A 12,778-nucleotide genomic window follows, 5' to 3' on the forward strand; every position below is an offset into this window, starting at 1 on the left:
TACCCACCCGGAGGGACAAATTGCCGCTCCGTCCCTACGGCACGTTATCCGTAAATGGTGTTTCGCCACGGGCGATCAGATCACGCAATTCGGCAATCGCCGCGCGCAACGCCGCATCGGTGTCCGGCTCAGCCAGAGCCAACCCACGCGCTTCGTACTCGTCCAGATCGGTTATCTCGACACGCCGGCGGTCGGCGCTCACGATCAAATCAATCTCTAAATCCTCCGTCTCGATCACCGCATCATCGATCCGGGCCGGACGGGCAAGGTTGCAATACCACCCCCGCGTCACCCCATCGGGCCGTTGGGCGCGAAAGATGTTATACCAGCGGTTGGTGTAGAAGGTTTCGATCATCACATCACCCGGCTCGATGCTAAACAGACCGAGATCGACCCGGCCCAACCGCCACTCGGCCCGCACCGTTACACTCTGCGCATCGCGCGCCAGCACCGTTGCCGGGTAGCGGATAAGCTGGCCGCGTCTGGGTTTGATCAAGCGCACTTCGATCATCGGATCACACCAGCCCGGCGCAACTGGCCAAAGACGAAATCTTCGATCGGTTCGGCAGTGTTCACCGGCACGTAGCGCATCCCTCTCCCGCTGCAAAACGCCTCGATCTCGCTTTGCCATGCGCGTAGTGATTCGCGGTAACGTTGTAACACATCCAGATCGGCGCTAATTTCAACCGCCGGCCCGCCCTCGCTATCGATCAAACGAATGTCACCTTCGAGCGGCGGATCGATCTCTTGCGGCGCGAGCACGTGCATCACCGTAATCTCGAACGGGCGCGAGCTCAGGGTGCGCAGGGCATCGCGCCAACCCGGATCAAACAGATCAGAACAGAGCAAAAGCGGGCCGGCGCTGCGCGCGGTCTGGATATAGTTGCGGCAAAATTGGGTCAAGTTCGCGCTGCTGCCGGCCTCAAGCCGCTGCAAAAACTCAAACAGCGCCACTGCGCCGCGTTTGCCGCGAATCCCGCTCACCGCCGCCGGTCTGCCGCCAAACGCCGTCACGTTCACCCGATCAAGGTTGCTGAGCGCGATATAGCCAAACGCCGCGGCAATCTGGCGGGCATAGTGCAATTTTTCCGGCTCGCCCCATGCCATACTGCGACTGGTGTCAACCAGCAGGTGAACGTTGAGTTCCTCTTCAGCCACAAACAGCTTCAGGTAGAACCGTTCAGCGCGGGCGTAGAGATTCCAGTCGATCTGGCGAATATCATCGCCGGCAGTGTAGGGGCGAAAATCGGCAAATTCGACCGACGAGCCGCGTTTGGGACTGCGCCGCTCGCCTTGCAGATCGCCGGCCATCGCGCGCCGGGTTTGCAGCGCCAACCGATCCAGCTTGCGCAGGAACGCGGCGGAGAGCAACGGCTCGGCCATCACTCCTCCTTGACCGCTTCCAGCACGCCTTTGACCACCTCGTCGGCGCTGATCCCTTCAGCCTGCGCTTCAAAGTTGAGCACGACGCGGTGACGCAGTGCCGGCAAGGCCGCCAAGCGAATATCGCCAAACGAGACGTTATAGCGCCCATCCAGTAACGCTAAAATCTTGCCGGCCAAAATCAAGGTCTGCATCCCGCGTGGCGACGCGCCGTACCGCACATACTGCTTGGTTATCGCCGGCGCATCTTTGCCTTCAGGATGGGTGGCCGTGATCAGGCGGGCCGCATACGCCAGCACATGGCTCGCGATTGGCACCGTGCGCGCCAGCTCTTGCATCTGGATAATGGTCGGCCCATCGGCCACATGGCGCGCTGCCGGCTGGCGAGCGCCGGTCGTGCGTTGGGCAATCTCCACTAGTTCGGCTGCCGTCGGAAAGGCGACGTTGATCTTAAAGAAGAAACGGTCGAGCTGCGCTTCCGGCAGCGGATAGGTTCCCTCCATCTCGAGCGGGTTTTGGGTTGCCAAGACGAAGAAGGGGCGCGGCAGTTGGTGAATCGTCTTGGCGACGGTCACGGTGCGCTCTTGCATCGCTTCGAGCAGAGCCGACTGGGTCTTCGGCGTGGCGCGGTTGATCTCATCTGCCAACACTAAGTTGGCGAAGATCGGCCCCGGCTCAAAGCGGAACGACTTATGGCCATGGGCATCTTCACTGATCAGCGTGGTGCCGACAATATCCGCCGGCATCAAATCGGGCGTAAACTGGATGCGCGAGAATTTACAGTCGATCACATCGGCCAAGGTGCGCACCAGCGTGGTCTTCGCCAAGCCGGGCACACCCTCAAGCAGCGCATTCCCGCCGGCGAGCAGCGTGATGATCACCTGCCGGATCAGTTCGTGCTGGCCGACAATCACTTGCGCGACTTCGGCTTCGATCTGTTGCGCGCGTTGCCGAAACTCTTCCGGCGTCAAGGCGATCGCAGCTTCCGAAGCAGCGGTCATGCTGGTATCCTCCTCAGATATGCAGAGATGCTGTCATGCAGAGCGAAACACTCCGCATTTCTATGGTTCCAGCCGCGAGAAGTATTCGCGGACGAGATCTTGTAAATAAATCGGCACGCTGCCGCGATCGATCGCTTCCGTCGCCGTGCGCTGGTATTCAGGGAACACCTGCTCGTAAGGGATGACCGACGGATTATTCAAACCACCCTGCTGGCCTTGGCCCGGACGCACCTCGCTGCTGCCGCCGCTGCCTTGCTGGCCGGCGATAAAGTCAGGATCACCGGTCTGGCCGGAGGGCCGGAAAGGTTGGTACACGAGGCCATCGTTACGCCCTTGCCCCTGTTGCGAGCTTGGCCGGTTCGGATCGACATTGCCCGGTACGTTACTCTGTTGTTGGCCGAGATTGTCAGCCGTCGAGCCGCCGCCTTGGCCGGGTTGGCCTTGTTGCCCTTGGCCGGGTTGGCCTTGTTGGCCTTGTTGCCCCTGCTGGCCTTGCCCTTGGCCTTGTTGGGCCTGCCCTTGGCCTTGCTGGCCTTGCCCTTGACCTTGTTGGGCCTGTCCTTGGCCTTGTTGGGCCTGCTGGCCTTGGCCGGGTTGGCCGGCCTGCGCAATTTGCTGGCGGGCCGCTTGGGTGTTGCTCAACGCTTGTTGGACGGCGCGCTGGTCAGCGGCGGCAGCTTGGGCATTCTGCACTTGCTGGCCGGCCTGCTGCAAGGCCTCAGCAGCGGCTTGGGTGTCGCCGCGTTCGAGCGCCTGCGCCGCATCTTGCAGGGCCTGCGCGGTGGCGCGATCCGCCGACGCGAGTTGGGCAGCCTGTTGGGCCAGTTCTTGGGCTAAGGCCTCGCGTTCCGCAGCGCTCATCTGATCGAGGCTGGCTGCCAAATTCTCAAGCTGTTGGCGCAACTGATCAAGCGTCGGGCGCGGCGACGTCGGGTTATTCGAGAGCTGTTCCAACCGGCGCGCCAACTGTTCCAGCGCCGCTTGGCGCACGTCCGTTTGCGGATTAAGCTGTTGGCGCAGCCGCATTTCGGCTTGGGCCAGATCGGCCAGCGCCTCTTGGCGATCGCCGGGGTTGCGGGCCAATTCAGCTTGCAACTGGCGCAGAATCGCCTCTAACTCGGCCCGTTGTTCGGGCGTGAGATCATCGCGCGCGGCCAATTCTTGCTCTAATTCGGCCAATTGCTGATTGACCTGTTCGATCATCTCGGCGACAGCGGCGCGCTCGGCCAAGATCTGGTTCATTGGGTTGGGCAGCGTCAGTAACGCAACCGTCACCAGCGCCGGCAGCAGCGCCAGCAGCAATGGCTGGCGCGGCACCACGATCGGGATCTGGCGCGGATGGAGCTGCAACGCCAGCGCACCCGCGTCAGCCTGTTGGTAAGGCGCGAGCGGCGAATCGGCGCCGGTCTCATACAATTCAATCGCGGTCGAGAGCCGTTCGCGCAGGTTGAGGATGCGATCGACCCGCTGCGCGGCCCGGCGCGGCGGCAATGGCCGGAACGCGCTGATACCGGCGATAACCGCCAACCACAGCGCGATCGGCGCCAACACCCACCAGAGCAACTGCGGCACCGGCGTAATCCAACCGATGGCCGCCACCACTGCACTCCCGGTCAGCGCCATCCATAAAGTGCGGCTCGCCAGCACAATACCATCGCTCAGGCGCAGTTTGAGGCTCAGCGGGCGCAACTGCCGGCGCAACATCTGATAGGTTGAAGGGTTTATCGCCTGCGTCATCGCCAGTCCTTCCTGTGTCGGCAGTAAGAGTATCGTACCACACTATGGATGACGCTGCCAGACCCGCGCCGGTTCCGGGGAAGAGTCACGACGACACGCACATCGGGAACAGGTGGCCACCCCGCGCCGCGTTGGAGAGTAGGAAAAACAAACCCTGCGCCGCGGCACAGGGCCAGTATCCTGCACGGTAGCGAGTGCGCTGCGCTGGTGTGCAGCTACTCTTTACGCCAGACATGCCGCTCAACCACCTGCCGCACCAATTCACCGCGTTCCCAAATCTCAACCACGCGCTGGCTGATAATCGTGGTCGTCACCCTGACCGGTTCGACGGCAGGCGTGATCGGGTTCTGGGTAACGGCGGTAATCGGCGCAACCGGCGCTGGCGTACCCATCCGGCGGCGCAGCCATGCCTTGCCCACTTCGACCGCCAGCGTGGCCGCGCCGAGCGCCAGTGCGGCGCCGATCTGGCGCATCTGGGCCGGCGAGAGTGACAAGGTGCGGGGAGCCAAGGCACCCGGTTCGCGGGGAGCCAACGCATCATTGCCGGTGAGCGCTGCGCCGCACGCGCCGCAGTACCGGTTCTCGAGCGGGTTGCCATGGCGACAGGCCGGACAAATCCGTTCCACCATAACGCTCACCTCCAACCATTGATGCTGATAGTTCTATTATAGCAATTTGCTTCCGGTACGGGCACAGTGGTGCTGTGCCCAATGGCGGCACAGCATCGCTGTGCCGCTACGATGCCGCTACGGTGCCTCGACGTTGCGTTTGGCTTTGCGCGGCGCTTGGGCTGACGGTACAAACCGCGCCAATATCACGCCAACCTCGTACAGTAAGTACATCGGCAGCGCCAGCAACATCAGATTCACCGGGTCGCCGGTCGGGGTAATAAACGCGGCGATGATCACTACCGCCACCAGCGCATAACGCCGGTAGCTGGCCAATTGCTTGGCGGTGGTGACATTCAGGTATGCGAGCACATAGATAATGATCGGCAATTCAAACACCACGCCGTTTATCAACAACAACATCGACACAGTTTCAAGAAAATCAGACAATGTCGGTTGGGTTTGGATGAGCGGCGAGTCGGAAAAGCCGATCAGGAACTGAATGGCCACTGGCGTAGTGACAAACCAACCGAAGGCAATTCCGGCAAGGAAGAAAAAGGTCACAAAGGGCAAGGCGCGGAAGATCAGCCGCCGTTCGCTCTCGGTCAGGCCCGGCACAATAAAGGCTAACAGTTGGTAGACGATCACCGGCATCGCCAGAATCACGCCAACCAATAACGCCACCTTCATGTAGCTGGTAAATTGCTCGGTGGTACCGACGGACTGGATCGGGGCGAAGCGGTCGTTGATCGGGGCAAAAGTCAAGATCAGGATATCGATCAGTTTAATCGGGCCTTGTGGCCACACCGCGATGAATCCAAACACCATGCCGATCAAGACGCCAATGCCGGCCTTGACGATCCGGCTACGCAGCTCGATCAAATGCTCGACCAGCGTCATCGACGTCTCATCGGCTTGGCCTGCTGGGGCCGGTTTGGTAGTCATGGCGCGACAGTCTCCTCAGAAACGGGGGCCGGCGCGACGGTCGGTTGCCAGTGTTGATCTAACAAGCCGCGCGCCTGCAACTGAAAGACAATCGACTGGAGTTCAGCCGCCAACCCATTGAGCCGCGCCAGTATTTCGCTCAGCTCGGCTGGCGTGACCGGTTCCGCAGCGCTCTGGGCAGGTGATGGCGTCGCCGGCGCCGCTACATCGGCGAAGAGCATCCGATCTTCATCGGTAATGGGTTGGGCAACACCGGCGTCGTTACTGACCGGCTCGACCGGCATGGCTGCCGGCACCGGCGCTTGGGCCGGCGGGCGGATCATTGGCTTGGCTGGCGGCGGCGTTGCTTCAGGCAACGGTGAGGCCGGCTGAGCGGTTGGCAAGGTCTCGTTCAGCGTGGTTTGCATCTGCTCGCCAACCGCTTTCACCTCATCGACCATCGCTTGCATATCGTTGCGCACATCGAGCTGGTTGCGCGTCTGCACCAATTCATCACGCAATTGGGCGATCTCGCGCTCAAACTCGTTGCGCATCTCGTTAATCATTTGCAGTTCAGGCGACTGTTGCTGCCACGCGAGGAATTTCGCCACCTGCTTGCCGGCGAAACGCCCCAACTCTGGCAACCGTTCCGGGCCAAAGAGCACGAGGGCGAGACCGGCGATGAGGATCAGCTCAGGCAGATGAACGTTAAAGATCTCCATACAACTCCGCAGTGTGCCGGTGATACGATGCTACTACTATCTTACCACAGCGCGCGGTTTGCGCGAAGGGCGCCAGCGCTACTGCTCTGCGGCAATAACCCGTAAACAAACAACGGCGGGTCGTTTCCCCCGCCGCGGATCCTTGCATTGCAATCCGATCAACTTGCCGCTACTCGTTGCTCTGATGGGTTTCGAGGTACTTCAGCGCATCGGCGACGGTCTGGATCTTCTCCGCCTCTTCGTCGGGGATCTCGACGCCGAATTCTTCCTCAATCGACATAATCAGCTCAACTAAATCGAGCGAGTCGGCATTCAGATCCTTGGTAAAAGACGCGCTCGGCACCACTTGCGCCTCATCAACGCCGAGCTGATCGACGATAATCTTGCGCAGGCGCTCCTCCATCTCAGGCGAAGCCATATTGGTTGTGTTCCTTCCTTTCAAAGACGGCTATTCCTCATCGCCGCGCTCAGCAAGGTAGCGAATAACCACCGTGCCAAGCACGCCGTTTACAAACCGGCTGGAATTATCGCTGCCGAACTGTTTGGCCAACTCGACCGCCTCATTAATCACCGCCTTCATCGGCGTCCGCTCAATATCATCAATGAGCAGCTCAAACAGCGCAATCCGCAGCACCGCCTTATCAACGCCGGGCATCTGAGCGACCGGCCAGTTCGGCGCCGCCTCTTCGATAATCCGGTCGAGATACGAGCGGTGCTCCCATGCGCCAAAGACGAGGCGACGCAAAAACTCGGCGCTCTCAGGCGGCATTGGTTCATCGGCGAGCCGGCGTTCGAGCACCTGATCAATTGCGTGATCGGTTTCATCAACTTCAAACAGGATCTGCAAGGCTGCGATCCGCACTCGATGCCGCTGACTGGCCAATCTCGCCCTCCCCATACGCATCCCGCCACCGGCCTACGCCGGATTGAGTGTCTCCTTCCACTGGCGCAGCAACTCGGCCACATACCCAGTGTGGATCCGTCCGGCCCGGAAATCCGGATCATCGATCAACGCCAATTGGAACGGGATGGTTGTTTTGATTCCAGTAATCACACATTCATTAAGTGCCCGCCGCATCCGGTTCAGCGCTTCGTCGCGGGTATCGCCGAACGTAATAATTTTCGCCAGCAACGAGTCATAGTTGCCGGGAGGCGCATACCCTGAGTAAAGGTGCGAGTCAACCCGCACGCCGGGGCCACCGGGTGGCAGATAAAACTCCACTTCGCCGCTGGCCGGCAAAAAGTCACGCTCCGGATCTTCGGCATTAATCCGGCACTCAATCGCGTGCCGCGCTATTGTAATGTCTTCCTGCCGCAGCGTCAAGCGTTCGCCGCTGGCGATCAGCAACTGCCAGCGCACCAAATCGACGCCGGTCACCTGTTCGGTCACTGGGTGCTCGACTTGGATGCGGGTATTCATTTCGATGAAATAGTAATTCCCCTGCTCGTCGAGCAAAAATTCGAGCGTACCGGCATTGACATACCCGATTGACTGAATGCCGCGTACCGCATCGGCGCCCATGCGAGCGCGCAATTCCGGCGTAACGACCGGTGATGGCGCTTCCTCAACAATCTTTTGGTGCCGGCGTTGGGCCGAACAGTCGCGTTCGCCGAGGTGGATCGCGTGGCCGTACTGGTCGGCCAGCACCTGAATTTCGACGTGGCGCACGCGGGTGAGGTACTTTTCCAGCAACAGCGCGCCATTGCCAAAAGCGGCCTCGGCTTCGGCGCGAGCGGTGGGATAGGCGCGTTGCAAATCGGCTTCATCATACGCCACCCGCATGCCACGGCCACCACCGCCGCCTGACGGCTTGAGCAACACCGGATAGCCGATCTGGCGGGCAATATCGATCGCCTCTTCCAGCGAACGCACTTCGCCATCAGAGCCGGGCACCGTCGGGACGCCAGCTTTGCGCATGGTCTCACGCCCAATCGCCTTGTCACCCATCAAGCGGATCGGCTCAGGTGGCGGGCCGATGAAGATCAGGTTGCAATCGGCGCACATCTCGGCGAAATACGGATTTTCCGAGAGGAAGCCGTAGCCGGGATGCACCGCATCACAGCCTGAGATCAGCGCCGCGCTGATCAACGCCGGCGCATTGAGGTACGACTTCGCCGGCGGAGGCGGGCCGATACAGACCGCCTCATCAGCCAGCCGCACCGCCAGCGAGTCGCGATCGGCGGTGCTGTACGCCGCCACGGTACGAATGCCCAACTCCTGACAAGCCCGAATGATACGCACGGCAATTTCGCCGCGGTTGGCCACTAACACTTTGCGAATCATCAGGACATCACCATCCCGCCGTCGATCGTCAGCGTTTGCCCGCTGATATACGCACCGGCATCAGAGGCCAGGAAACAGATTAATCCCGCCACTTCAGCCGGCTGGCCGAACCGGCCGAGGGGGATCGTCGCCAGAATGGCTTTGCGCGTCTCTTCGTTGAGGGCATCGGTCATTTCCGTCTCGATAAAGCCGGGGGCAATGGCATTGACGGTAATGCCACGGCTTGCCATTTCGCGCGCCGTCGATTTGGTAAAGCCGATGATACCGGCCTTAGCCGCCGCATAATTGGCTTGACCGGCATTGCCGATCAACCCAATCACCGACGTGATGTTGATAATCCGGCCAAAGCGCTGCTTGGTCATGGGGCGCAGCACCGCACGGGTACAGAGAAAGACGCCGCGCAGATTGGTTGCGATCACTTCATCGAAATCGCTCTCCTTCATCCGCAAGAGCAGATTATCGCGGGTGATGCCGGCATTGTTGACCAGAATATCGATCCGGCCAAACTGTTCGAGTGTCGTTTTTACCAACTGCTCAACATCAGCCGGTTGGCTCACATCACCCTGCACGGCCAGCGCTTTGCCGCCGGCAGCCGTGATCGCCGCCACGGTCGCCTCGGCTGCCGCGGCATTGCCACGGTAATTGACCACGACCGTTGCCCCGCTGGCTGCCAACCGTTCAGCGGTCGCGCGGCCAATCCCGCGGCTGCCGCCGGTCACAATCGCAACCCGCCCGCTCAGATCAAGCAGCATGCTCTTCTACCCCTCTGCCATCGCAAACAGCGTCGCTCCATCAATAATCAGGACATTACGCCGCCCGCTCGCCGCCTTGACGGTATCGGGTGTGAATTCGGTTGACGTAATGACTAACCCTTTTGGAATACCCATCCGCTTCATATCCTGCAACAGGCTTTCGAGCGTACCGGGCCGCACCTTATCGGCGACCGACAGCCGGAGCAGGTACGTGACGCCTTCGTAGGTCAGTTCGAGATCAAGGTGCTTATCCTTATCGATAAAGCGATAATCCTTGAACTCAAACCCCTTCTTGCGAAAGAGATTCAGCACATACGAGCCAAACTGCGGCAGCGACAACCCCTGCAAATCTTCGAGCGTGCGTACCACGTTGGGTCGTTCGAGGCGGCCACCCCGCTCGGCGATCTCCTTCTGCAACTGGCGGTTGCGCTCTTCGGCCCGGCCCGACATCACGGTACCAAACGCCGGGAAGGGGATCAACGCAAACGCCGAGAAGATAAAGTAGATCGTAATCAGATCGATCAACGTGGCCGGTGCGGCCGGTTGATCGGGATCGAGTTGGATCACCGGCATCGGGGCAATGCCGGCTTGACCGGCCAACCCATACCCAGCCATAATGGCCAACCCGAAGAGAAACGTCACCACACCGAGGGCAAGGCCATTGGCCAGATACTCACCGCGCACCTTGCGGCCCAGATAGATGCCGGCTAGCACCGGCACCACGCCAGCGAGAATCTGTAAAATGTTGTTGGCCAAAAAGAGCGAACACCACGCAATGGCGGTAAGCAGGCCAACCAGCAGCACTTGCACCCATTCAATCGAGCGAACTGAATGGACAATGCGCTGGAGGAATGACGGCTTCGCTGTTGGTTCTGACACCGGCTGCGGTGTCGTCTCGACGCTCATAAAATCCTCTACTATTGTCAGTTATGGGCGGCCATTGCGGTCGCCTTCGCGTTCCAGCAATTCATCAACCGCTTCGCGCAATTTGCCAATGTCGGTAAACGCGCGATAGACCGAAGCAAACCGGATGTAGGCAACTTCATCGAGATCGCGCAACCGGCGCATCACTGCATCACCGATTGCTTGCGAGCTAATCTCTTGCTCGTCGGTTGCCATCACCATCGCCTCGACATCGTTCACCAATTGTTCGATCGCGTCCGCCGAGACGGGACGGCGGTAGCAAGCGGTGCGCACGCCGCGAGCGATCTTCTCGCGGTCGTACGGTTCGCGGGTGCCATCCTTTTTGACCACCATCAGACTGACCGATTCGATCCGCTCGTAGGTGGTGAAGCGACGGCTGCAAGCGCGGCACTTGCGCCGGCGCCGGATCACCTCGCCCTCATAGAGTTTGCGCGTATCGATCACATCGGTCTCTGGAAAGTGGCAAAATGGGCACCGCATGAACGATGTCTACTCCTTCACGTCTCGTTAACACGCATTATAGCACACGCTCATGCGGGCCTGATCTGCACCTCGCGCCCGAAGCTACGGCGCAGGAGGCCACTGCGGCGCGTCGCTTCCCAGATTTCGACGTGGGCATCGCCGTTGGCCACGATATCAATCGTAATCGCTTCGCCGATCTGCACCCGCACATCGCGCACAATCTGGCTCTTGCTGCGTTCGAGATACTCGGCCAAGCGGAGCATCGCGCTAAGGCGGGCAATGCGCGTTTCATCATCCGGGGTGACAATCGCCGCATAGGGAGCCGGGCCGCTCCAGCCTTTGCGGTGGTTGCGCACCAGACCGGCGATAATCACAATTTCGCGGTGGCTAAAGCCAAGCAACGTGGCGTTGTGGATCAGATACTCGCCGTGCTTGTGGTGATCGTAATAGCCAACACTCACGCCTATATCGTGCAAGATGGCGGCATACCCAAGCAATTCCCGCTCCCATTCGCCGTAGCCGTGCAAGGGAGCCAATTGATCAAAAAGCGATTGGCTAAGGTGAGCGACGCGGGCGCAGTGTTCGGGTTCGTAATGCGTGAGCCGGGCCAGATTGAGCACGCTAAACCGGCGAGGATCGGCCAGCAACGGCTGCGGCTGGTCAGCGAGAAAGTGCTGGTAGAAAATGCCTTCGCGCACGCCTTGGCCGCTGACCAGCAAGCTGGAAAAGCCGCCACGATCCATCAAGGTGGCGATAATCACCGCGCCGGCCAGCGTCACATCCACCCGCTCCTCTTTCATCCCCGGAATCTGGAGCCGCTCACGGCGCGGGCGGCGGGCCAGTTCTTCGATCATCCGCTCGAGTGCTTCACGGGTCAGCACATAGCCATGCACCCGTTCGAGCGGGTAGTTGCGCTGCTTTTGGTCAATCCGGGCTAATTGGCGTACCGTACCACCCATGCCGCCCAACTTGCCGTGGCGTAGATCAGGCAGCCAATCGAGCGGGGCGAAGGCCGCGCGAGCAGCTTCGCGCAGCCGGCGCAGGTCGGCGCGATTAATGGGGTCGCTCTGCACAAACTGTTCGGTAAAGCGCACGACGCCGGCTTGCACCGAAAAGCTGCGGGTGAGTGCGCGATCGTGTACCGCCATCACCTGCGTCGAACCGCCGCCGGTATCGAAGAGGGCGCCGGTGGGCAACGGCAAGGCGTTGATCGCGCCCAAATAGCCGAAGTAGGCCTCCTCTTCTGCGGAAATGATGCGGAGATCGAGCGGCGTAGCTGAGCGCAGGGCGGCCCAGAACTCGGCTTGGTTGGCGGCCTCGCGGATGGCGCTGGTACCGACCGCGATCACTTGATCGACCCCGGTCGATAGGCAGAGGGAATAGAACATCCGCAGCGCTTCGACCGCCCGCCGGATCGGCGCCGGCTGGAGCATACGCGACGGGCCGATCCCCTCGGCGAGGCGCACGGTTTCGCTCACCTCATCGGTAAGCCGGAAGCTGTAGCCCGGCTCATATGCCATCACAATCAGGCGTGTGGTATTGGAACCAAGATCGATCACGCCGAGTTTTCTCATAATGGTAGTCCTAGCGTTTGGGTGAGGCCGCGAGTTGCTCGGACGGACAGCTCTCCTATTGAACGCAATGAACCGTTGCGGTTGTTGCATAAGGATTATGGAATGAGGCGGGGATGCTGTCAAATGACAAGCTGAGGATAGTGGCGAACGTTCGGGTCGATCAGCAGTTGTGATCGACCCGAACGTTCTGTCCGATCCCCAACCCTCGTGTGGCCCTCACCCCCAGCCCCTCTCCCACCTGACGGCGGGAGAGGGGAGTGGCGAGCCGGACGTTGAGGCATTGCATAGCGATCAACGGTTGTGATCGATCAAACGTTCTGTCCGTCTCTCAAGCCGGATGGGAGGGGCGGCCCGGTGGCGCTTCCGATGGGGCATGGCGGGAGCCGCACGGTCATTGGTTGGGTGGG

Annotated in this window: 14 protein-coding genes; all 14 read right to left on the reverse strand. The window is 60.6% G+C overall.

Annotated features, from left to right (window positions below; translation table 11 throughout):
• Positions 1–34 precede the first annotated feature (34 nt).
• The 14 genes from A6A03_RS06950 to A6A03_RS07015 all read right to left on the reverse strand — a co-directional run bounded on the left by A6A03_RS06950 (position 35) and on the right by A6A03_RS07015 (position 12,371).
• Entirely contained in the window at positions 35–511 is a 477-nt protein-coding gene (locus A6A03_RS06950) for a ribonuclease FAU-1 family protein (protein WP_066785452.1), read from the reverse strand.
• Positions 508–1,383 (reverse strand): DUF58 domain-containing protein, encoded by an 876-nt coding sequence (locus A6A03_RS06955; protein WP_066785454.1) that lies wholly within the window; start codon positions 1,381–1,383, stop codon positions 508–510. Before A6A03_RS06955 ends, A6A03_RS06950 begins: the two co-directional genes overlap by 4 nt.
• Positions 1,383–2,384: an AAA family ATPase gene (locus A6A03_RS06960; RefSeq protein ID WP_066785457.1), complete on the reverse strand. Its 1,002-nt coding sequence runs from the start codon at positions 2,382–2,384 to the stop codon at positions 1,383–1,385. The genes A6A03_RS06955 and A6A03_RS06960 overlap by 1 nt, the downstream gene beginning before the upstream one ends.
• A gap of 60 nt (positions 2,385–2,444) precedes the next feature.
• Positions 2,445–4,121, reverse strand: coding sequence for an AAA family ATPase (locus A6A03_RS06965; RefSeq protein WP_066785460.1), 1,677 nt, complete (start codon positions 4,119–4,121; stop codon positions 2,445–2,447).
• Positions 4,122–4,336: 215 nt separating this feature from the next.
• Positions 4,337–4,750, reverse strand: a complete 414-nt coding sequence (locus A6A03_RS06970) for a zinc ribbon domain-containing protein (protein ID WP_066785463.1) — start codon at positions 4,748–4,750, stop codon at positions 4,337–4,339.
• Positions 4,751–4,867: 117 nt separating this feature from the next.
• Complete coding sequence (gene tatC / locus A6A03_RS06975) at positions 4,868–5,674, reverse strand: twin-arginine translocase subunit TatC (protein ID WP_066785466.1); 807 nt, start codon at positions 5,672–5,674, stop codon at positions 4,868–4,870.
• Positions 5,671–6,375 carry a twin-arginine translocase TatA/TatE family subunit gene (locus A6A03_RS06980; RefSeq protein ID WP_066785470.1) on the reverse strand — a complete coding sequence of 235 codons (705 nt, stop codon included), beginning with the start codon at positions 6,373–6,375 and terminating at the stop codon, positions 5,671–5,673. Before A6A03_RS06980 ends, tatC begins: the two co-directional genes overlap by 4 nt.
• 169 nt (positions 6,376–6,544) lie before the next feature.
• Positions 6,545–6,793 carry an acyl carrier protein gene (locus A6A03_RS06985; protein WP_066785478.1) on the reverse strand — a complete coding sequence of 83 codons (249 nt, stop codon included), beginning with the start codon at positions 6,791–6,793 and terminating at the stop codon, positions 6,545–6,547.
• 30 nt (positions 6,794–6,823) lie between these two features.
• The gene (gene nusB / locus A6A03_RS06990) at positions 6,824–7,273 is read right to left on the reverse strand and encodes a transcription antitermination factor NusB (protein WP_066785498.1); all 450 of its coding nucleotides are present in this window, start codon (positions 7,271–7,273) and stop codon (positions 6,824–6,826) included.
• Positions 7,274–7,291: 18 nt separating this feature from the next.
• Positions 7,292–8,659, reverse strand: coding sequence for an acetyl-CoA carboxylase biotin carboxylase subunit (gene accC, locus A6A03_RS06995; protein ID WP_066785481.1), 1,368 nt, complete (start codon positions 8,657–8,659; stop codon positions 7,292–7,294).
• Entirely contained in the window at positions 8,659–9,411 is a 753-nt protein-coding gene (gene fabG / locus A6A03_RS07000; RefSeq protein ID WP_066785484.1) for a 3-oxoacyl-[acyl-carrier-protein] reductase, read from the reverse strand. The genes accC and fabG overlap by 1 nt, the downstream gene beginning before the upstream one ends.
• Positions 9,412–9,417: 6 nt before the next feature.
• Positions 9,418–10,317 carry a restriction endonuclease gene (locus A6A03_RS07005; RefSeq protein ID WP_066785486.1) on the reverse strand — a complete coding sequence of 300 codons (900 nt, stop codon included), beginning with the start codon at positions 10,315–10,317 and terminating at the stop codon, positions 9,418–9,420.
• A gap of 21 nt (positions 10,318–10,338) precedes the next feature.
• Positions 10,339–10,815, reverse strand: coding sequence for a transcriptional regulator NrdR (nrdR, locus tag A6A03_RS07010; protein ID WP_066785489.1), 477 nt, complete (start codon positions 10,813–10,815; stop codon positions 10,339–10,341).
• A gap of 50 nt (positions 10,816–10,865) precedes the next feature.
• On the reverse strand, positions 10,866–12,371 hold the full coding sequence (locus A6A03_RS07015) for a Ppx/GppA phosphatase family protein (protein WP_066785492.1): 1,506 nt from the start codon (positions 12,369–12,371) through the stop codon (positions 10,866–10,868).
• Positions 12,372–12,778 lie beyond the last annotated feature (407 nt).

The organism is Chloroflexus islandicus (assembly GCF_001650695.1).
GTDB lineage: Bacteria > Chloroflexota > Chloroflexia > Chloroflexales > Chloroflexaceae > Chloroflexus > Chloroflexus islandicus.

Bases quoted from the DNA above. Each gene is read 5' to 3' on its own strand.
- A6A03_RS06950 (WP_066785452.1), bottom strand. From the start codon at position 511: ATGATCGAAGTGCGCTTGATCAAACCCAGACGCGGCCAGCTTATCCGC.
- A6A03_RS06955 (WP_066785454.1), bottom strand. From the start codon at position 1,383: ATGGCCGAGCCGTTGCTCTCCGCCGCGTTCCTGCGCAAGCTGGATCGG.
- A6A03_RS06960 (WP_066785457.1), bottom strand. From the start codon at position 2,384: ATGACCGCTGCTTCGGAAGCTGCGATCGCCTTGACGCCGGAAGAGTTT.
- A6A03_RS06965 (WP_066785460.1), bottom strand. From the start codon at position 4,121: ATGACGCAGGCGATAAACCCTTCAACCTATCAGATGTTGCGCCGGCAG.
- A6A03_RS06970 (WP_066785463.1), bottom strand. From the start codon at position 4,750: ATGGTGGAACGGATTTGTCCGGCCTGTCGCCATGGCAACCCGCTCGAG.
- tatC (WP_066785466.1), bottom strand. From the start codon at position 5,674: ATGACTACCAAACCGGCCCCAGCAGGCCAAGCCGATGAGACGTCGATG.
- A6A03_RS06980 (WP_066785470.1), bottom strand. From the start codon at position 6,375: ATGGAGATCTTTAACGTTCATCTGCCTGAGCTGATCCTCATCGCCGGT.
- A6A03_RS06985 (WP_066785478.1), bottom strand. From the start codon at position 6,793: ATGGCTTCGCCTGAGATGGAGGAGCGCCTGCGCAAGATTATCGTCGAT.
- nusB (WP_066785498.1), bottom strand. From the start codon at position 7,273: ATGGGGAGGGCGAGATTGGCCAGTCAGCGGCATCGAGTGCGGATCGCA.
- accC (WP_066785481.1), bottom strand. From the start codon at position 8,659: ATGATTCGCAAAGTGTTAGTGGCCAACCGCGGCGAAATTGCCGTGCGT.
- fabG (WP_066785484.1), bottom strand. From the start codon at position 9,411: ATGCTGCTTGATCTGAGCGGGCGGGTTGCGATTGTGACCGGCGGCAGC.
- A6A03_RS07005 (WP_066785486.1), bottom strand. From the start codon at position 10,317: ATGAGCGTCGAGACGACACCGCAGCCGGTGTCAGAACCAACAGCGAAG.
- nrdR (WP_066785489.1), bottom strand. From the start codon at position 10,815: ATGCGGTGCCCATTTTGCCACTTTCCAGAGACCGATGTGATCGATACG.
- A6A03_RS07015 (WP_066785492.1), bottom strand. From the start codon at position 12,371: ATGAGAAAACTCGGCGTGATCGATCTTGGTTCCAATACCACACGCCTG.